This window comes from Flavobacterium sp. C3NV (assembly GCF_046825355.2).
In the GTDB taxonomy this organism is placed as follows: Bacteria; Bacteroidota; Bacteroidia; order Flavobacteriales; family Flavobacteriaceae; genus Flavobacterium.
Genome location: NZ_JBKQBJ020000020.1, coordinates 12766 through 34594 on the forward strand (window position 1 = coordinate 12766; position 21829 = coordinate 34594).

A 21829-nucleotide genomic window follows, 5' to 3' on the forward strand; every position below is an offset into this window, starting at 1 on the left:
CTATTCTAAAATGAAAAGAATATTTATTACAGGACTTGCTTTACTGGGATTGTTTCAACTAAGAGCGCAAAATGTTCCTACTGATTCTACCAGTTATAAAAGCAAAAAATTAAAACTGGAAGAGGTAAATTTAGTTTCGAGTTATTACAAGCAAAACGGAGACAACTCAGCCGTTACAGGCGGAATTGGTTCTGAACATCTTACCGATATTGCCAATACCATTGACGTAAAGTTAGTAAAATACGGAGAAACCGGAATCAAGCATACTTTTGATATTGAAGCCGGTATTGATCATTATACCTCTGCATCTTCAGATATGATTGATTTGAGCGCCAATTCATCTGCTTCCTCTTCAGACAATCGCTTCTACCCTTCTTTGACCTATATTAGAGAAAATGAAGCAGCGGGAAGAACTATTGGAATTGGAGTTTCGTCATCGACTGAGTTTGATTATCAGTCTTTTGGTGGTAATATTAGTTTTTCTCAAAAAACCAGAGACCGCAATGGAGAATTTACTGCTAAATTCCAAACCTTTATAGATCAGTTAAAATTAATTGAACCTGTGGAGCTACGTGCTCCTGGAAGCGAAGGTTATGATAGTGCCAACCGAAATACTTTTGCCGGAACTTTAAGTTACTCTCAGGTGGTAAACAAAAATCTGCAGGTCATGCTGGTGGGTGATGTGATCAGTCAAAACGGATATTTAAGTCTTCCTTTTCACAGGGTTTATTTTACAGATGGTTCAGTGCATCAGGAAAAAATGCCGGATACAAGGTTAAAAATTCCGTTGGGAATCAGAGCCAGTTATTTTTTGGGAGACAATGTAATCATTCGAGCTTACTACCGATATTATTCTGACGACTGGAGTTTAAAAGCCCATACCGCTGATCTTGAAATTCCTGTAAAATTAACTCAGGCATTTTCAATAAGTCCGTTTTACAGGTATTATACCCAAACCGGAACGAAGTATTTCAAACCTTACGGAGAACACACAGCAGCAGATGAATACTACACCAGTAATTATGATTTGTCTAAGTTCGACAGCAGTTTCTTTGGGATGGGAATGAAATTTACACCTCTTAACGGAATCTTTGGTCTCAAACACTGGAATACTTTAGAGATTCGTTACGGTCATTATACCAGAACAACTAATATGACTTCGGATATTATAAGTATCAATATTAAGTATAAATAGAATTTAATTAGATAAAAAAACAGAAAGCCCGATTATAAATAATTGGGCTTTATTCAATCAGAATATCTGATTTTTCTCACTAAGAAAATTTAAGTCGTGTCCCTAAATAATTACTTGTCTTAAGCAATATCTAATGAACTTTTATGATTTTATAATAATAAACAAACCTAAATTAAATTTATTGAACTAAAAGCTAAAAATGGTTGATATCAGGATATTGCTAAGAATCTAACATCGGGATTACGTCTTCGAAAAAGAGAATTTAGCGGTAAGGTCACCTATCGTGCCGACGGATATTTAGGTAATTACATCATTGTTGATCCATTAAATAATATTGTTGCCCTTAGAATGATAAGCCACGCGAGTCATAAGGAAGAAAAGGATAACTTTTCAGATTTCGGTAAACAGGTAATTGATTTAATAGAATAGACAACAGTAATAATAAAAAAATTTTCTATAATTTACTTTTGGCAAAACAAAAATTGGCAATTACCCGCCGATTGTTATAAGTATGTTTTTACAATGTTTATTTTTCGAAGACAAAAGGCTGTAATCCAACTGGCTGCTAAAGAAAATAAAAATACTATACCAAATTTCCATAATGCATGTATTTCATATTTCATTAAAAAAAACTGTCCCCACAATACAAAAAAGTAGTGAAGAAGATATATCAGGTAAGCATTTTCGGCTAATGAATTCCATAATCTGTGACTACGCTTTACAATAGTTTTAAACAAACCTATAAACGCCATACAAGAAGCTGTACATGTACCAACGTATAAGGTGTAATAAATCATCCACGCTACGAATTCAGGCATAAGGCCATTATCAACAAACTGGCCCAGAATGTCCGTTCTATTATGGTAAGTTACCGCACTATAAAAAACCAAGGATACAATAAGCCAATATTTCCATTGAATAACAAAACGCGAATTCGATGAAAAAATATGATTATCAAAATCGCTGTTACCTACAATAGCACCCAGTACAAAATAACCAAAATAGGCAAGTAATCTACTCAGTTGAAAATCAAGCGGTCCAAAAGATACCCATTTTCCAGCTCCAATGCAATACGCTACAGGTACATATAAAATAAAAGTAATACAAAATAAGACCGCAAAAACAGCTACTGGCCGATTGGTAAAAAATGAAATTTTATCAGAATGTCTATTCCATTTTTCTTTTATAAGAGGATATATAATTCCCAGAATTAAATTAAAGAAAAACAATACTCCTATAAACCAAGGCGGACCGGGAGGCCAGTTTTCAATGGTAAAAAAGTCTATTACATAATCTGAAATATTAGTACTTTGATGTGCCAGATAATAAGCTGGGAAATAAGAAAAAAGCATTAAGATTGTACCTAAAAAAAGAAACGGAATAAAGAGCCTTTTAATTCTGTCTCTTACAAAATATATAGCTCCTTTCTTCTCTATACTTTTCACCAGAAAAAGCCCACCTATAAAAAACATGAGAAACATAAAGAAAATATCATTATAATTTCGAATATATCCATACCAATCCATCTATTATGATCTACAATTGGGGCGGTAGAATTAATATAAGCGCTACTGTCAAACCATGCAAAAGTTGTATAAGCTAAGGAGGTATGATGAGCTACTACCAGTACGGTAATAAATGATTTTAGATAATCCAGCCAGAGTGTCCTGGAATTTTGCGATTTTGATGTCATAGTAAATAATTGATGTTTTATAATCATAGACGCATATTCTAATTAAAACGTTGTATCATACCTGAAAAAATATTAATTGCTATAACCTCTCCCACTAACTTAACTGATTTCAGGCTTATAAAAAATTAATTGTTTGTTTGTACCGCTTAAAACTTTAATAATAAACCAACAATAGTGAGATTTTTATTCGTTTGAAATTTAAACATTAATTTATACTTTCGTTTTTATCAATTTCATTTGGTCAACCCTCAAAAAAACATACTGAATAAATACTCCCTTATTAAAGCTTTTATAAACATACAAAATGACGATTATTGAAACTGAAAGAACGTATATAAATCAGATCAAACCAATTGATTTAGAAGCGCTATACTCCATTTGTGGGAATACCGAATTAATGAAGTATGTAGGCGATGGCAAACCTTTGTCAAAAGAACAAACACAGAAATGGATCGACGTTTCAATTTTAAATTATAAATTAAAGGGTTTTGGCATGTATGGAGTATTCTCTAAGGATAATAATACACTTATTGGATACTGCGGTTTGATTTTTTCGTCAGATATCAATGATTATGAATTAATTTATGCTTTGGATAAGCAATACTGGGGAAAAGGTTTAGCAACCGAAATTGCAAATGCCGTAGTAAAATATGGTTTTGAAAAATTAAAAATTAAAACGATTTTCGCATCAATAGATCCTGCTAATAAAGTTTCCGAAAAAATACTTTTGAAAATTGGTTTTTTAGAAAAATTCAGAAGAGAAGATGAATTCGGTCTTGAAACAATATATTTTAATCTTAACCAAATATAAGTAAACCTGCTCTGGTTAACTGCTTAAGGTTTAAAGTCTTCATTAATAAGAACCGTGATTGTCTTTGCAAAACTTACGCCACCTGATAAAATCACTCTTCCTAAAAAAAACAATTGTTTACTGTTTTTTCTCTAAAAGTTATTTTACTTCCGGAACTATTATTTGATATTTTCCGCTAAGATGCATTAGGCTAAAAAGGTACATCAGCCCATCATAGTAAGGGTCAAAATAACCATCCTCATAGGGTTCGAACTTGGCATTCCAGACCGCATGAACAAAATCTATACTTTCTTTATCCGGATTAATGAGTGACGCAGTAGCAGAAGTTGCCACTAATCCTATCGAGTGTCTGAGTTTTTTTACCGGACCGGCCTGCAGAATAAAATCTGGCGTAGAACCGTCGAGATTGTATTGATCTACGTAAGTTGCCATTCCTTTCGATCTCAGAAAATTTTGAAATCGCTTAGCATAATCTTCCTGCCATTTTTTATCTTTTCCGTACCAGGTATAATCCATTGCAATATTCATAGGAACACGCCAGGAATCGTAACGAAATCCTCCCGGCATCCAGGGTGTAGGATGCGGTTCACCATTAAACTCCGTGTAATCTGAAGTCAGTCCTGTTAAGGGATGACAGGCTTTATGAAGAAAATCACGAGAAACATCTGCACATTCTTTATAAAATTGCTCATGTCCATCTTTGGCATACAATGCCCATATTTCATAAAATGCAGGAACATGATACGACGGATCTGTCCAGTGATATCCTCCTCCTTCAGGCACAAAAGATATTTGCTTATGTTCTGTATTTATAATATTATGAATGTTACCGGTGCCGTCTTTTTTCCACATGGCATCCAATATTCTTCTAGCCTCTTTGTAGTAGTTTATTCCGGTATCATTGCCCCATTTATTAGATGCAAAAAGCAGACTGGTTATATAATACAATTCTCCATCTGAGGCAGAACCAGGAGAATTTTGTTTCTTGGTTTGCGGATTTACACTCCATGCAAAATAGCCTTCTCTTGGTCCGTCCTGATGTTGCATGTATTTGACGGACCACCTCCAGATGCGATCGAAAACTTCTTTTTTATTGAGCTGAACCGCGACCATCATTCCGTAAGACATTCCTTCAGTACGGGCATCTTTATTTTTTACATCAGAAACATAGCCTAACGAATCGCTTTCTTCAAAATATACCCGATTAGGTCCTTCAAAAATATCATAATAGGCCTGAGATACCTTTTTGTCTATTTCTATTTGGCTGTAACCTGCTGCTGCAAAAAGATTACGGTATAAAGGTCTTTTAGATTCTGATTTTTCGACTTTCTTTTTATTTTGACAAATAACAAAAGCGGGAACAATCAACATACAAAAAATTAGTAAAAGTCGAATTTTAACGAGCGATTCGCTTATGAAAGTATTTATAACCATGTTTAATTTTTTAATTGATTTAATTTAAAACTTATTAAATTGTTTTACTTCTTTCTAAATATGTAGACATTTTCCTGATCAGCGTAAATAAGTTATTCATACAAATATATAAAAAACAACTATAAAACAATCGGTTGTTTTTAGTATTCATTAAAACTTTATTAAAAAATATCATAATAAAAAACATTATATTCTTTTTTAAAGCCTAAAAAACAAATTAAAACAAATTAATAAAATAGATCCAGAATTTATTTCTCTGGCTAAACAGCTAGATTCTTTTTAAAAATAGGTGATTAAAAAAAATACAATTGGTTGCTGTAAGTACAATCTACAGATTGACAAAAAAACCATACCGAAGAATTAATAAATATTTAAAGGGCATTTTACTGTTCTAAAAACTTTATTAAATAATCAAGGTTTTATTTCTTCATAATATATCAAGACCAAAAAAAAACTCACTTACTTTAGTAATATAACTTATCATGTATTTAAAAAAAACAGTAATTTATATAATAGATTTACTTAAACTAAACAATGCTTCAAATGAACTATTAAAGGCTTCAAAAATGATAATGCTTTTTGAGATTTCAAACTATTTTTACTCTCCTGATTTTATTAGTAATGAAACACAAATAGAAGGTTTCTTTTTTTTGATAAACAATCAGTTTAAATATTTTTAAATTAAAAATAGCAGGTAAAAAAGAACAAAACAACCCGTATATATTATGAGTAAAACATCGCAAAAACTTTCTGTTCTGGAAAAAATAGGCTACGGTTTAGGTGATTTTGCAGCAAATTTGATTTTTCAGACTTTGCTGACTTTTTTAGCTTTCTTTTATACAGATGTTTATAAAATCCCCGCTGGAACAGCTAGTATAATTATTTTTGTGGGTGGCTTTATTGGTGCTTTTTTTAATATCATTATGGGAGTTATTGCTGATCGTACGCGAACACGCTGGGGAAAATTCAGACCCTGGATATTATGGACTGCAGTTCCTTTCGGGATTGCTTCTGTGCTCTCTTTTTTAACTCCTGCTTTTGGAGCAAACGGTAAGATCATCTATACCCTGCTTACTTACTTTTTTTTGGTACTTATTTACTCCGCAAATAATTTGCCTTATGTAGCCTTGAGCGGTGTATTAACAGGCGACAGGAAAGAACGAAATAGTCTTTCCTCCTATCGTTTTGTGGCTGTTATGATAGCGCAATTTATAATTCAGTCGTTTTTATTACCATTGGTTCTAATTTTAGGGCATGGCAATAAAGCAGTTGGTTTTAAAAATACAATGATCCTGTTTGCTGTTGTTGGGGTGATTTGCTTACTCATTACTTTTTTTACTACCAGAGAAAGAATTATACCTGCAAAGAATCAGGAATCTTCAATTAAACAGGATTTTATTGATTTATCTAAAAATGGACCGTGGCTGGTTATGTTGCTGGTTACCATTCTGGTATTTATAACCTTATCGCTAAAAGGAGGAATGTATGTTTTCTATTTCAAATATTATTTGGATCCTGCCGCTCAAACTGATTTTTTGAATAATATTGGCTTTACGTCACTTGTTAATGGACTCAATAATTCCCTAACAGCAATGGGACTTGTAGATTTTCAGTGGCCAAAAGATGTTCCCACTTCGGCATTTAGTCTTTTTAATGCCGGAGGAATTATTTTCATGATTTTTGGAATTGTATTTTCAAAATCGCTTGCTGATTCCTTTGGCAAAAGAAATATCTACATCATTTTTATTTTCTTATCTGCCATTAGTTTACTCGTTTTTAATTTCTATAGCAGAACAGCGATTGCACTAGTTTTTATAACCCAGTTGTTACATGGATTTATTTACGGAATCACGATTCCGCTATTGTGGGCAATGATGGCTGATGTAGCTGATTACAGTGAATGGAAAAACAATCGAAGAGCAACTGCAATGGTTTTTTCAGCAATGCTTTTTGGATTAAAAATAGGAATAAGTATCGGCGGTGCATTAGGCGCTGCTTTTCTGTCTAAATATGGTTACGTAGCCGAGGAAGTCAATCAAGTACCGGCGGCAGTAGAAGGAATCAAACTTTCTATAAGTATCTACCCCGGCTTTATATTTATTATAAGTGCAGTTCTTTTGTTTTTTTATGTAATAGATAAAAAATTAGAAATTGAGATTGAAAAAGATTTAAATGAAAGAAGAGATCATGACAAAAAAATAGAGGATTAAAAATTACAAGAAAATCAGCGTTATGATTACTCTCTCTGCCTTTAAAAAAAATGTAATACCTTTTTTAAAGCTCTAAATAACCACTTTTATGTATTCTTTTGAAAAACAAATAATTGGTTTTGGATTTAATATTATATATTTAATTTTAATTTACTAATCATTTTATAATGTCCCAAAAAAAATATTTTAGAGTCAGCGTCATTTTATTTTTTATCATAAATAATTTGTTTTCTCAAAATACATTTGAAAACTATCAATTTAGGTTACTGAATAATGAGACTTCAAAAAGCGGCATCTATACCATTGCGCAGGATCATTTTGGCGTTATGTGGTATGGTACAAATGGTGCAGGTTTGTATAAATATGATGGTGTAAATTATGAAGCTTATGAGCAAAATTCCAGACTTAGCAATTCTATTAATAGCAATCTAATTTATGCTACTTACGTCGATAAACACAACCGGTTGTGGGTAGGAACAGATGAAGGATTATGTCTTTACAATAGAAATTTAAATACTTTTGAGAGTATTGATATTCAAAAAAAAATAAAAAAAGAAACTGTTATTTCTGTCAAAAGTATTATTGAGGACAATAATGGTAATCTTTATTTAGGAACCTTCAATAGCGGTTTACTCAAGTTCAACATAAAGTCGCGGGAAATCATTAAAATTAATCCCGATAATCCCGGCAAAGCAAATTATCTTATTAACTGCCTGGTAAAAGACAAAAGAGGAACCATTTATCTGGGCACAAACTTTGGCCTAAAAGTACTTGACCCCATAAAAAATGAGATTAAAAAAGTGTACATTGACAAAGGCAATGAATTGCTCTCAGGAACAATCATTTCTATGTTTCTTGACAGTCGCCAAAACTTATGGATTGGTAATGGATTTAAAGGACTCCTAAAAGTAGATTTATACTCTAGAACAAAACAGGTTGTTTCTTATCCCATTACAAAAAAAAGAATTATGTCGATCCTGGCAACAGATCCTAAAACGATTCTTTGTGCTACAGAAAATGACGGTTTAATTGTTGTGAACGATCAGGGGGTTGTTCAAAAAAAATATGTAAACAATAAATTCAATATCCGTAGTTTAAGTTCTAATTCTGTTTGGTCCTTATTTTTAGATAAAGAAAATAGAATTTGGCTGGGATATTATAACAAGGGTTTAGGCATTTTTGATAAAGTAGACAGTAAGGTAAGCATAATCGAAAGTTTACCGGGAAATCCACAATCCTTACAAACTAATTGTGTAACCAGTGTTGCAAAAGACCATAAAGGCAACTTATGGATTTCTATGGAGGGCGGCGGTGTTGACATTTATGAACCTGAAAACAAAATCTTTAAGCACATTAACAAATCAAATAGCAGCTTTTATTCAGGATTAACCAACGATAATATCACAAATGTTTTTATTGATAAAAAGCAAAATATCTGGCTATCGAGCTGGAATGAGGGCATTTTTCTGTTAAAAAAAGGAAGTACAAAATTTATTAATTACAACACAAAAAACACTCCTAATTTAACCTCAGACAATATTATGAGTATTGCTGAAGATTCCCGGGGTGTTATTTGGATAGGCACTTTTTCAAAAGGTTTGCATTATTATACACCAGCAGACGCTCAATTTCACTATTGCCATTCTAAGCCTTTCTATACAAACGGACTCACAAATTTAGATATTAGAAAGGTAATGGTAGATTCAGATGATGCCGTTTGGGTAGGTTCTACAACGGGTTTATATCAGGTCAAAACAAATGATTATGTTTCTTTTTCAGTAACTTCTTTTCGGGATAAAATGTCTGAAAAGTTTAAAAATCATAAAAGTACACATACCATTAACACTTTGTATGAGTCCGGAAATAAAGAAATCTGGATTGGTACTGATGGCGCCGGATTATTCAGCTACAATAAAAAAACAGATTCGCTCAAGTGGTACATCAATTTTGAGGGGCTTCGCGAAAAATCAATTTCTTCGATTGTAGAATCTAATGTTGGCGACATTTGGTTAAGCGGAAAAAAAGGCATCACTAAATTAAATTTAAAAAACAAAACTGCCGTAAACTACTCCACTTATGATGGTTTACCGGGAAATGACTTTAATAATAATGCTGTTCTTAAAGATGAAAAAGGATTACTCTATTTTGGAAGTTATGAAGGCTTAAACTACCTTGATCCTGAAAGTTTAGTCAAAAGCAAAAAGAAGCTTCCGATTTACTTAACTGATCTCAAAATTTTTAATAAATCAGTTGGCCCGCTTGAAGAAAATTCACCTTTAATAAAAGTAATATCAGAAACAAAAAAAATAATACTCAAACATGATCAGTCTGTATTTACGATTGATTTTATTGCCGTTAATTATTCTTTTCCTGCCAAAAATGAATTTGCTTATTATCTCGAAGGTTTCGAGGATTCGTGGAATTATGTTGGTAATAAACGCTCGGCAACGTACACCAACTTAACATCCGGCCACTATGTTTTTAAGGTGAAATCAGCCGAAAAAAATGGAGTCTGGAGTCAGCCACTAGAATTAAAAATAGAAGTTTTACCGCCCTGGTGGAAAAGCTCTTTTGCTTATCTCTTTTATGCTTTATTACTACTTGCCGCAGTTCATTTTGGCAATCAATACTATCAAAATCGCTTTAAACAAAAGCAGATCATACAATTCGAAAAGCAAAAGGCTATTCAGATTGAAAAGTTAAACAATAAAAAATTACAATTTTTCACCAATATCTCACATGAATTCAGAACGCCTCTAACTTTAATTTTAAATCCATTAGCAGATATAATTAAAAATAATAGCCAGGATGTACCCGACACAGTATTAAATAAACTTCAGACTATTCAAAAAAGCTCTGAAAGACTTTCGAGATTAATCAATGAGTTAATGGATTTTAATCAACTGCAGTTTAATAAAATGACTCTTCAATTACAGCTGATTGACGTAATTGATTTTACAAAAGAAATCGTGAGTTATTTTGATGAAGAAGCATTGAGCCGCGGAATTAAGCTTGTTTTTGAATCAGACAAAACAGTATTAAAAGATTGGGTAGATCCTAAAATGTTCGAGAAAATAATTTTTAATGTAATTTCTAATGCTTTTAAAGTGACACCTGATCATGGAGAAATAAAAATCAAAATAGTATCTAACGAAGAATCAATTCATTTTCCGCTGATAAATTCCACTGGTACCAATGATTACTTTAAGATTATTATTGAAGATACAGGCGCGGGATTAGATAAAAAAGACATTAAAAAAATATTTGATCGCTTCTATCAGGTAAACAACTTAAATAAAGCCTATTACGGAAGCACCGGAATAGGACTGGAAGTTGTTCGCGGATTTGTAGAATTACATAAAGGAATAATCGAAGTAGAAAGTGAACTGGGTGTAGGCACTATTTTTAAACTAGTATTCCCTATTGGAAAGGAATTTTTTAATGAAACCGAAATACTTCTTGAAGAATTTAAAAAGGAGAAAAAAATAAGCTTTACACCTACTGAGGAAAAAGCCCCACTACCATCACAAGATACCGGGGAGAAACAAGATAGGGTTCATACCATTTTGATCGTTGAAGACAATGTCGAATTGCGAAATTATTTAAAAACAGAACTCAAAAAAGAATACAAAGTTATAACAGCAGAAAACGGTCAGGTGGGTCTGGAACTAGCTTTGCAAAAATTGCCCGACTTAATTTTAACAGATGTTATTATGCCGGTCATGAACGGCTTAGAATTGTGCAAAAACATCAAAGCCGATTTAAAAACAAGCCATATTCCGTTGATGATGCTATCTGCAAAAGCATTAATTAAAGATAAACTGGAAGGGATTGACTCTGGTGCAGATTTGTACTTGAGTAAACCTTTTGATATGGATATTCTAAGATCCAGTTTAGTGCAGTTGATTAACAGCAGACAAATTATGTTTAATAAATTTTACAACGGAATTACTCCAAAAGCAAAAGAAAAAACAACTACGTTAGATAATGAATTTATAAAAAATATCCTGAATTACATTAATGAAAATATTAGTAAACCAGAGTTAAGTGTCGAAGTTCTGGCCTCGAAAGCATTTTTAAGCAGAAGCCAATTGTATCGAAAAATTAAAACACTAACGGGAGTAACTGTAAATGAGTTTATTCGTAATGTGCGTTTAGAAAAAGCAAAAGAATTAATAGAACTAGGCAATGATACCATAACCGAGATTAGTTTTAAAGTTGGTTTTAGCTCTCCTTCTTATTTCACAAAATGTTACAAAGAAAAATACGGTTATCTCCCTACTCAGAACAACAAACAATAAAATTTAAATAAGAAGATCAAAAGGCGGTTTATACCGTCTTTTTTTTGCTCTGTTCACAACCCAATAGTTCATTCATTTTAAGAAAGTTGAATTTTATTAATTAATACCCATCATTTAATTTAGAAACAATAATCAGTTTGATGCTGCATTGAAATTAAGTTCACTTTTTATTTAATAAATCATAAAATACGTAGAAATAGCAATTTTATATTATAGATAATAAATAAACTATATCTAAAAAATATTAATATATTTTTTGGTTTTTTAATTTAAAACAAGCACAAAAACACCGAATAACCTATTTTCATAAACTTTATGCTACAAAATTTATAATTTTTGCATCATATTTAGTATGTGAATTTTATGTTAACATCATACTTTTGGATCTAACAAAAAAACTTTTACTAACAACTTAAACACAATCTTTAATATGGAATGAAAACAAAAATTATGCATTTAAAAGCGCTCTTTTTTTCAATTAAAATTAGACAACTCTTCTTAGTAGTGTTTCTAAAATTTAAAAATAAAAAACAGCCAATAAACTTAAATCATGATTGTTACAATAATTAAACTTTACAACCAAACAACTATTTAGACTAATCAAAAAACCAATTAAAATGATGTTAAAATTGAAATTTGCAATAATTGCATTGCTAATAATTAGCAGTCAGAATGTAATGGCACAATCAAAGACGATACAGGGGGTGATTACTGATCCTTCAGGGTTTCCTTTGCCAGGTGCCAGCGTTAATGTGGAAGGCACAAAAAATAGTGCCTCAACAGATTTTGATGGTAAATACTCCTTAAAGGGAGTTAACCCTACAGACAAAATAACATATTCTTATGTAGGATTGATTTCGCAAACCATAACTCCTGGTACCAGAACTACAATTGATGTTGTATTGGCACTATCCACCCAAAACTTAAATGAGGTTATTGTAGGTTACGGAACTCAAAAGAGAACAAAAGTAACCGGAGCAATTTCAACAGTAGGTGCAAAAGATATTGCCGCAGTGCCTATCACTAATGCAGAATCAGCTTTACAGGGCCGTGCTGCGGGTGTTACTGTTGTAAATGGCGCACCGGGTTCTAATCCTACAGTTACCATTCGTGGTTTGGCTACGATGGGAAACAGTGCTCCTTTGTATGTAATTGATGGTGTTTTGACAAGTAATTTATCCGGATTAAGCCCTAATGACATAGAGTCAATGTCTGTTTTAAAAGATGCTTCTACAACGGCTTTATATGGTTCAAAAGCTTTCAACGGAGTAATTATGGTAACAACTAAAAAAGGAAAAAAAGGCCCTGGCCAGCTAAATTTTAGTACTTATATAGGATCTCAGACCATTACTAAAAGATATGATGTATTAAATACACAGCAATATCTACAATACGCTAAAGATTTAGGAAGTGATTTAACAGCAAGAGCGGCTGAATTTGGAAATATAAACACCAATTGGCAAGACCAAATTTTTCAAAGTGGTTTGATGCAGGATTACAATTTGAGTTTCTCAAATGGTACAGAGACATCTACAAGCCGTTATTCAGCCGAATATTTAAAACAGGAAGGAGCTGTTATCAATACAGGTTTTGAACGCTATTCTTTTAGAGCTAATAATACACAGGATATTGGGAAACTTAAAGTAGGAAGCAATATTGGTGTGTCTTTTAGTACAATCAATCCAGAGCGTAGTTCAGGAGGAAGAACATTATTGGAACACGCTATAAAAATGGCACCTTATTTCCCTATTTACAATGATGCAAATTTAGGCGGGTATCAAGGGCCTAGTGCTATTGACGGTAATGATGCCGAGAATCCGGTACGTGTAGCAAATTTAGGATATCAAAAAATTAATAATTTATCCTTAATAGGAAATATCTACGCTGAATTAGAAATTTACAAAGGGTTAAAATTCAGATCACAAGTTTCCTTAGATTATTATACAAACAAGGATCATACTTTTGTTCCTAGTTTTCAGGATGGTTCTTATCATAAACAAGCATTTTCTACAACAAATGAAACAAATGGACAAGGTCAGACTATTGTTTTTGATAACAGCTTAACCTATAAAACTACTATTGCAGGAAAACATAATCTTGAAGTATTAGGAGTTATTACTAAAATTGATGGAAAATCGCAAACTTTAGCAGCAGGAAGCCGTTACAGTATTTCGGATGAAATTGATCAGTTAAGATATAATGAAGGTAGTTTAGGTTCAGCCAATTATGTAGAAAAAAATATTGGTTATATCGCCCGTATCAATTATGATTATAATGATAAATACATACTTGCCGTTTCAGGACGTAGAGATGCTTCATCTCGTTTTGGAGCTAATAACCGCTGGGGTAACTTCTACTCAGTTGCCTTAGGGTGGAATATTGCTAAAGAAAGTTTTATGGAAAATTCTATTTTCAGCACATTAAAACTTAGAGCCAGTACCGGTACGACAGGAAATGACAGAATAGACAATTATCAGTACGCCGCTACATTACTTACGACTTATAATTATCCAATTAATGGTGGGAATGCACAAGGTGTTTCTATGGGAGTTGCTTCTAATCCTAACTTGAAATGGGAGTCTAAAACAGATAGAAATATAGGTTTGGATTTTGGTTTGTTTGAAGATAAATTTACCGGATCTTTTGAATATTTTAATAATAAAAGCAGTGATATTCTTTTTGCTGTGCCGTTACCTGCATCTGTAGGATCTGCCGGTGGAGGAACTCAGATTCAAAATGTTGCCGATGTGAAAGTAAGCGGATTTGAAATATCATTAGGTTATAATGACCGAAAAGGAGATTTTACATGGTCTGCTGTAGCTAATTTAGGAACAAGTAAAAACGAAGTAACCGGTTTAGCGCCAGGAGTAACTAGTGTGTTAGGTGGTCCGGCAGCCAGAGCTGGTTTAGAAAATTTCTCAAGACTGGAAGTAGGTCAGCCGTTATTCTATTTTTATGGATATCAAACCAATGGAATCTATCAAAATCAGGCAGAAGTAGATGCTGTTTTCGGACAAGGTCAGACTAATATAAAACCAGGTGATATTAAAATTGTTGACCGCGATGGCAATAAAATAATTAATTCAGATGACAAAACAAATATCGGGAATCCATATCCGGATTTTACTTACGGTTTAAACCTTACTGCAGCTTACAAAAATTTCGATTTTAACTGCTTTATATCAGGAGTTCAAGGGAATGATATTTTCAATGCAAATACTTTTGACCTAAAAGGAATGAATCGTTTATTTAATGCAAGTACCGATGTATTAGACAGAGCAACTGTCGTAAATGGCGTTGTCACAAATCCATCTGCTACTTTACCAAGAGCTCAAGGTGCAGATATCAACTGGTCTTCTGCAAATCAGCGTTATATTGAAGATGGATCGTATACAAGACTAAAAAATATAGCCGTTGGATACACATTTTCCGGAGATGCATTTAAGGCTTATTTTTCAAAAATAAGATTCTATGTAAGCGGGCAAAACTTAATTACAATTACAAAATATAACGGTTTAGATCCTGAGATCGCACGTGCAGACGCCAATGCAAATTCTGCAGGTATTGATTTAGGAAGATATCCACAGCCAAAATCTGTGATTTTTGGACTTGATGTTACATTTTAATATATAAAAGAAAATGAGAAAAATAAAATATATACTTATAGTTCTGACAGGAGTTTTAACTATAACTTCATGTGACTCTGGTGAATTAGAATTAACTAATCCCAACACTTTATCACCAGAAACCTTCTTTATAAATGAAGCACAGGTGCAGTCATCTGTAAATGCATCTTATGCAAATCTGCAGACAAGAGGGCTTTATGGCAGAAATTTTTCTTTTGCGATGGATCTTATGGCTCAGGATGCTTTAGGAAACCCCCAGTTAGAAGGAAACAAAAAACCTTTTCAGGATTTTTCTTTTAATGCAGGAAATGATATTATTCAATATTATTGGGAATCCTGTTATAAAGGGATATCCAGAGCTAATTTTGTACTGGATAATGAGGCGAAAATAAATGCTCTTCCAAGTTCGGATTTTTCACAAGAGAAAAAGAACAAATATTTAGGAGAAGCTCATTTTTTAAGAGCCTATTATTATTTTCTGTTAGTAAAACGATTTGGAGATTTACCAATTTACAAAACAGGGACTATTATTGGCAATGCCAGAAGTCCTAAGGCAGAAGTTTATGCCCTGATCGAAGAAGATCTTGTATTTGCGTCTAAAAATCTTTTACCAAGAGCAACAGAAGTACCAGGAAGAGTAAATAAAGAAGCAGCTTATGCCTATCTGGGAAAAGTATTGTTATACGAAAAAAAATACGATGAAGCGTTGGTTGCATTGAATAATGTTACAGGATTCAGTCTGGAGGATAAAGGCAGTTTTTACAACAACTTTATGGTAGAGACAGAACACGGTAAAGAATCGATTTTTGAGATTGAGTTTGACGAGAAAAATGGAACAGGTGATCAATGGGGAGCTGTTGGTGATAGCGAGGGAACTGGTTTTGAAGAGTCTACACTTAGAGGACAGGAATATGGAAACCTAAGCTGGTACAATGTGTATCCGTCAGACGATTTGTTAGATTCGTATGAAGCAGGAGATAACCGTTTTGGAGATACTTTTTATGTACCAGGCTCAACCTATTTGAAAGGAACCAAGGTAATGCTGGCAAGTAATTTTACTACCTCTGCAGGTATTAGAAGAGCGGGCTGGAAAAAATATCAAAACTATTACGAAAGAGAAGATGAAGCGACACGCTCAAGTATTAACTTCAAAGTGATGCGCTACTCAGATGTATTGCTTATGAAAGCAGAATGCGAAAACCAAAGAGCAGGTGGTTCTCAAACGGCTGCTATAGCATACATTAAAGAAGTAAGGGACCGCGCAGGTTTAACCACTACTATTGCGCCAACAAAAGATGCTGTTTTCGCAGCAATTGTTCACGAACGTAAAGTAGAGTTTGCAGGTGAGCAAAGCCGTTTTGATGATATTATAAGATGGGGTACTGCCGCTACAGAATTGGCTGGCACAGGTTTTCAGGCTGGTAAAAGTGAGTTATGGCCAATACCAAACAGGGAAACATCTTCAAATCCTAATATAAAACCAAGCAATAATAATCCTGGTTATTAAGAAATTAAAAATTTGGTAGTTTAAGTTAAGTTAGTAATTTTGGTCAAACAGCGCATGAGAATGCGCTGTTTTTCATTATATTAAACTTCTGCTACGGTATATTTAGAATTAATTCAAGAGCAGCATTCCTCCGTTACAAGGAATTTCTACTTCAATTTCATTACTCCCATTAAGCTTTATTGTTTTTACTTTTCCACTTAAATGTTTATCATCAAGATAACACTTTAATGTCGCGCCAGAACCAATCATTGAAAGCTTCATTTTTACCTTTACCATTTCTTTTTGCGCATTCACTCCTGCTATATACCATTTATCACCTTTTCTGCGGGCAAGAACTACATATTTACCAGGATATCCTTCTAAAAAACGAACTTCATCCCAAGTAGTCGGTACTTCTTTCATAAAGTCTATAGCCCAGGCAGGAGCATCGGTTAAATTGTTTGGTGCCAAAGCAAAATGCTGCACGCCGCTTTGAAAAAGCACTGCCGATGCCAGGGCAAATACATCAGAAGTCATTCTTTTTGAACCTTTATTGGGTACATTGTCACTGTTATAAAACTCATTTAAGGCACTTCCTCCAAAGTCCATACTTCCTACTGTATTTCGAATAAAAGGATGTATCGAAGCATTCATAGCTTCGTTATCACAGCTTTTTTGTCCAAAATGCAGATTTTCACTTGCCAGAACAGCCTCACTAGACGCAAAATTTGGATACATACGCTCCCAGCCCCTTGGTAATGTACAACCATGGAAAATGACCATTATTCCAAAATCATTAGCATCTGTCAGGATCTCTTCGTACAATTTCATGGTCACCTGTTTATCTCCGCCAAAAAAATCTACTTTAATTCCTTTTACACCAATACTTTTCATCCACGCCATTTCCTGACGACGCATTATGACATTATCCATCATACCTCGCGGTCCCTGAGGTGCGTCATTCCAATATCCGTTCGAGTTGTACCATAAATACAAACCAACACCTTTTGCTGCTCCATATTGGGCCAGTTCAGCTATTTTATCTTTTCCTATCTGGGTATCCCAAAGTGCATCAATTAAAATCGTCTGATATCCCATCGCCGCACTGAAATCTATATATTGTTTTTGCACCGGAAAAGTAGTGTTGTTATCCATTTTCATAACCCAGCTCCATGAACCTTTAGTATATTGGTATTCTTTTGAGGCTTTATATTTTGGTTTAACCAAATCAAAAGGGATAGTAGTTTCTACAACAGGAGCCAGAGTTTCACCAACAGTAATCGTACGCCACGGCGTTTCACCAGTTAATGGTATGCCCGGAGCAGTTGTACCGTTTCCGTTATTTTCTCCTTCCATTGGAAATCCTATCGTATACAATCCTTTATCGTGACCCACTAATCTGCTGCCACAATAATTGCTGTCTACACCGGTTTCTGATAGTAAAACCCATCCTTGATTATTTACTTTAAAAAGACAAGGAAATGTATACCCCTCTCCTATTCCGTTTTTCCCCATCGAATCATCTAGTGTATACGATGTTTCATAACTTGGCGCAGTTCTGGCAAATCCTGTCATAGGTTTACTTTGCGGACAAAGAAATGTAGTAGTACCTTCCGGTAAAACAAAACCGGATGCTTCTTCCTGCACCACACAGGAACGGGCTTCTTTTTGAGGATAAACTTTATATTTAAAAGCTGCATTATTATTACTCACCCTAAAAATTATATCAATAGCTTCTTTTCCTTCTTTGGTAAAAGAAAATACAGCTTCATTAGCTGTATAGTGCACGCTTCTTTGTTTTATATTAGGAAGCTCATATGTTTCATCAATCTTTTTTTGATCTGCACTGGACTGTAAAATTAATCCTGTGGTAAAATCCCCAACATTTGTTTTTAAACCAAGAGGAGAATTTTTTAGGAAAATTTTCCCGTTATACGAAACACTGTATACTGGCACATTATTTTCGACAGCCAAAACTACTATTAGTTTTCCGTCGGGGCTTTTTACTACTGATTGTGCATTTAATTTCAAAAAACTAAAAAGAAATAAACATAGAGCATATTTAAAATTCATAACTACTTATTGGTTATTGGTTTATTAATTTATTTTTATCTGCAAAAAGACTTACTTCATATTAGAATTTTCACTTAACAGACTGCGAACTAAATTAGAGAAAAAGATTCAGTTCTAAAATAAAATTCAGAATCAATGCTTTTCGATAATTAGTTTGTACAATGAGAGTCTAATATGGCTAATTATTTATCTTTTGCCACCTAATGATTTATTGAATACTTACTGTAATCATTTTTAAATCTTTAGCATCTGAGCTATTACCATAATACACCTCATACGAACCAGATGTTACCTTCATCCCTATAGTATTGGCATCATAAAACTCAAATGAAGAAGCGGGTAAATCTATCGCTACAAGCTGTTTTTCACCTGCTTTTAAATTGATTCTTTTAAATGCTTTCAATGTTTTCAAAGGCCCATCGGTGTCTTTTGCTTTTCTAACATACACCTGTACAATCTCGGTTCCTTCACGTTTACTAACATTTTTTACAGGAAAACTTAACTGAATATTTTCGTTTGGTTTTATAGTAGTCTTACTCAATTTTGCCTCACCAATAGTAAATTTAGAATAGCTTAAGCCAAAACCAAACGGAAACAAAACATCTGTTGTGTACCTATAAGTACGTCCTTTCATCGAGTAATCTTCAAAGTCTCCTAATTTATCTGAATTTTTATAAAATGAAACAGGTAATTTTCCGGCAGGATTATAATCTCCAAAAAGAACGTCAGCAACAGCCTGACCTCCGGATTCACCAGGATACCATGCCTGCAAAATGGCGTCACAGCTTTCGGTTTCAGGTGTCAGGGCAATTGCAGAGCCGGAGCAGTTTACAAAAATTACTTTTTTTCCTGCTGCTTTAAGTTCTTTTAAAAACTTTCTCTGAACCGCCGGAAGCTCAATATCAGTACGGTCACCACCTTTAAATCCAGGGGAAGAAACAGGCATTTCTTCTCCTTCAAGCAAGGTAGAAAGCCCGCCTGCAAAAATTACGGTATCGATGCCTTTTAATTTTTGAATTAAAGAACTGAAATCAATGTCATATTCTTTTCCAAAATCAAATTCAAGATTAGCCTGCCAATTGTTTGACTGGGCAAAAAGGATTTCGATTTTATATTTTTTACCCGCTTCAACGACAAATGAAATATTTCCCGGAACAGTACGCCAATTGGTATATTTTGCAATTGATTTTCCATCAACCAATAACTCAAAAACACCTGTAGCTCCTGTTTTAAAAACAAGCGTATCGTTTGCTTTTGCTAAAAACTCTGCTTCATATTTTGCTGAAAAGCCTTCCAGCTTAACCCCTGAGGCAAATTCATGCTGACCGGCAGTAGTCATTTTAATAGGATTTAAAATCTGCTGGGTTATTACACTGTTGCCTTCCCTATTTGGATTGTTCCAATACGTTGCTTTCATTCCTTTTTTTCCTTCAAATGAAATTTGGTCAAAATAACTTTGATTTACCTTATCCTCGACTAAGTCGCATGCTTTATCGTAAAAGATTTTATTTTCCGGAATTTTTGACTGTATTCCATCTTTAATGGTAATTGTTCTAACGGGTGTTCCATTATAATTCCCCCACAACATGGGTTCATTGTCAGCATTTGGCCCTAATACTGCTATTTTATTTATTGATTTATTTAAAGGAAGAATATTGTTTTTGTTTTGTAAAAGCGTCATCGACTTTTGAGCCATTTCAAGTGCTAACTGCTGATGCTCTTTGCTATTAAGAACCGATGTCGGAATTTGAGCCCACGGCACTATGGCATCATCATCCATTTCACCCAAATCAAAACGACCCACTAATACACGAAGCAGACTCTTATCAATATCCTCTTCTTTTATGAGATCTTTAGCAACAGCTGCCGGTAATTCCTTAAAAGGATATTTCTCCCAGACACATTCGACATCTGTTCCTGCAAGGACAGCTTTTGATGCCGCATGCACCGCATCTGACGAAACTTTGTGAGTCGTATAAAAGTCAGTTACAGCGCCGCAATCTGAAACGACCAAGTATTTAAATCCCCAGTCATCTCTTAAAATACGCTGCAATAATCTCGTATTGCTGCAGCATGGTTCGCCATCCAGGCGTTGATAAGCGCACATTACCTGACGCACATCTGCATCCTGAACGAGTGCTTTAAATGCCGGAAGGTAAGTTTCGTACAATTCACGATGATCTACATTATTCAAATTCAATTCGTGCCTGCTCCATTCTGGTCCTGAGTGAACAGCAAAATGTTTTGCGCAGGCTAAAAGTTTACGGTACTTGGCATCTGCCGGGCCTTGTAGTCCTTTTACAACTGAAACTCCCATTCTCGAAGTAAGATAAGGATCTTCTCCGTAGGTTTCCTGACCACGGCCCCAGCGCGGATCTCTGAAAATATTGACATTAGGTGTCCAGACCGAGAGGCTTAAAAAACGTTTGTTTTCATTACCATTTTTAATCCATTGATTATATTTTGCCCGCGCTTCATCTGATACCGCATCAAAAACACGATACAATAATTGATCATCAAACGAGGCTGCCATACCTATAGGTTCCGGAAAAACAGTAACATTGTCATTATTGGCATAACCATGCAGCGCTTCGCTCCACCAGTTAAATTTTTTGATTCCAAGTCTGGGTATGGCATCACTTTGATCACACATTAAGACTGCTTTTTCTTCAAGAGTTAATCGTGAAATTAAATCTTTTGCCCGCTCTGCTGAACTAAGCGAGGGGTTCTTGTAAGCATATTGCTGCGCGTTTACACTAAAAAAAGATAGTAAACTTATAATAAACAAATAACTAATTTTCATGATTATTCTATTTGAGTTAATATATTAATGCGTATTTTATTTTGGTTAAATCGTAAACTAATTAATTCAAGGTGCCAGTTAATAAAGTGTAGTACCTACGGGCACTGTCATTAAGTTAAGCTTTTTGCATTTTTTTCTCATTTTATGTCATTTCGACGAAGGAGAAATCTCCACAAGTAACTCCGCAACGAGGATCC

10 protein-coding genes are annotated in these 21829 nt (G+C 34.0%); 6 read left to right on the forward strand and 4 right to left on the reverse strand.

All coding sequences use genetic code 11. From position 1 onward, the window contains the following. Positions 1-10 precede the first annotated feature (10 nt). Positions 11-1195: a DUF3570 domain-containing protein gene (locus tag ACIDC4_RS22240; protein ID WP_412045063.1), complete on the forward strand. Its 1185-nt coding sequence runs from the start codon at positions 11-13 to the stop codon at positions 1193-1195. Positions 1196-1698: 503 nt separating this feature from the next. Here ACIDC4_RS22240 and ACIDC4_RS22245 read toward each other — a convergent pair. Continuing rightward, entirely contained in the window at positions 1699-2721 is a 1023-nt protein-coding gene (locus ACIDC4_RS22245) for an acyltransferase family protein (RefSeq protein ID WP_412045062.1), read from the reverse strand. A 471-nt stretch (positions 2722-3192) separates the two neighbouring features. Here ACIDC4_RS22245 and ACIDC4_RS22250 point away from each other — a divergent pair, with 471 nt between their 5' ends. Further along, on the forward strand, positions 3193-3699 hold the full coding sequence (locus ACIDC4_RS22250; protein ID WP_412045061.1) for a GNAT family N-acetyltransferase: 507 nt from the start codon (positions 3193-3195) through the stop codon (positions 3697-3699). A gap of 138 nt (positions 3700-3837) precedes the next feature. Here the strand turns inward: ACIDC4_RS22250 and ACIDC4_RS22255 are convergent, their stop codons facing one another. Beyond that, positions 3838-5070, reverse strand: coding sequence for a family 8 glycosyl hydrolase (locus ACIDC4_RS22255; RefSeq protein ID WP_412045060.1), 1233 nt, complete (start codon positions 5068-5070; stop codon positions 3838-3840). 788 nt (positions 5071-5858) lie between these two features. On the opposite strand from ACIDC4_RS22255, the gene ACIDC4_RS22260 reads away from it, so the two are divergent. The 4 genes from ACIDC4_RS22260 (at position 5859) to ACIDC4_RS22275 (ending at position 16777) form a co-directional block, all read left to right on the forward strand. Continuing rightward, a complete protein-coding gene (locus tag ACIDC4_RS22260) occupies positions 5859-7343 on the forward strand; it encodes an MFS transporter (protein ID WP_412045059.1) in 1485 nt (494 codons plus the stop codon). 167 nt (positions 7344-7510) lie between these two features. Beyond that, positions 7511-11644 (forward strand): two-component regulator propeller domain-containing protein, encoded by a 4134-nt coding sequence (locus ACIDC4_RS22265; protein ID WP_412045058.1) that lies wholly within the window; start codon positions 7511-7513, stop codon positions 11642-11644. Between the two features lie 617 nt (positions 11645-12261). Continuing rightward, positions 12262-15270 (forward strand): SusC/RagA family TonB-linked outer membrane protein, encoded by a 3009-nt coding sequence (locus tag ACIDC4_RS22270; protein WP_488381165.1) that lies wholly within the window; start codon positions 12262-12264, stop codon positions 15268-15270. Between the two features lie 13 nt (positions 15271-15283). After that, entirely contained in the window at positions 15284-16777 is a 1494-nt protein-coding gene (locus tag ACIDC4_RS22275) for a RagB/SusD family nutrient uptake outer membrane protein (RefSeq protein ID WP_412045057.1), read from the forward strand. 108 nt (positions 16778-16885) lie between these two features. On the opposite strand, the gene ACIDC4_RS22280 is transcribed toward ACIDC4_RS22275, so the two are convergent. Together ACIDC4_RS22280 and xyl3A are read right to left on the reverse strand one after the other, a co-directional pair. Continuing rightward, positions 16886-18829, reverse strand: a complete 1944-nt coding sequence (locus ACIDC4_RS22280; protein ID WP_412045056.1) for a glycoside hydrolase family 97 protein — start codon at positions 18827-18829, stop codon at positions 16886-16888. A gap of 208 nt (positions 18830-19037) precedes the next feature. Next, positions 19038-21632, reverse strand: coding sequence for a xylan 1,4-beta-xylosidase (gene xyl3A, locus ACIDC4_RS22285; protein WP_412045055.1), 2595 nt, complete (start codon positions 21630-21632; stop codon positions 19038-19040). Between the last annotated feature and the right edge of the window lie 197 nt (positions 21633-21829).

Bases quoted from the DNA above. Each gene is read 5' to 3' on its own strand.
- ACIDC4_RS22265 (WP_412045058.1), top strand. From the start codon at position 7,511: ATGTCCCAAAAAAAATATTTTAGAGTCAGCGTCATTTTATTTTTTATC.
- ACIDC4_RS22260 (WP_412045059.1), top strand. From the start codon at position 5,859: ATGAGTAAAACATCGCAAAAACTTTCTGTTCTGGAAAAAATAGGCTAC.
- ACIDC4_RS22270 (WP_488381165.1), top strand. From the start codon at position 12,262: ATGATGTTAAAATTGAAATTTGCAATAATTGCATTGCTAATAATTAGC.
- ACIDC4_RS22255 (WP_412045060.1), bottom strand. From the start codon at position 5,070: ATGTTGATTGTTCCCGCTTTTGTTATTTGTCAAAATAAAAAGAAAGTC.
- xyl3A (WP_412045055.1), bottom strand. From the start codon at position 21,632: ATGAAAATTAGTTATTTGTTTATTATAAGTTTACTATCTTTTTTTAGT.
- ACIDC4_RS22240 (WP_412045063.1), top strand. From the start codon at position 11: ATGAAAAGAATATTTATTACAGGACTTGCTTTACTGGGATTGTTTCAA.
- ACIDC4_RS22245 (WP_412045062.1), bottom strand. From the start codon at position 2,721: ATGGATTGGTATGGATATATTCGAAATTATAATGATATTTTCTTTATG.
- ACIDC4_RS22275 (WP_412045057.1), top strand. From the start codon at position 15,284: ATGAGAAAAATAAAATATATACTTATAGTTCTGACAGGAGTTTTAACT.
- ACIDC4_RS22250 (WP_412045061.1), top strand. From the start codon at position 3,193: ATGACGATTATTGAAACTGAAAGAACGTATATAAATCAGATCAAACCA.
- ACIDC4_RS22280 (WP_412045056.1), bottom strand. From the start codon at position 18,829: ATGAATTTTAAATATGCTCTATGTTTATTTCTTTTTAGTTTTTTGAAA.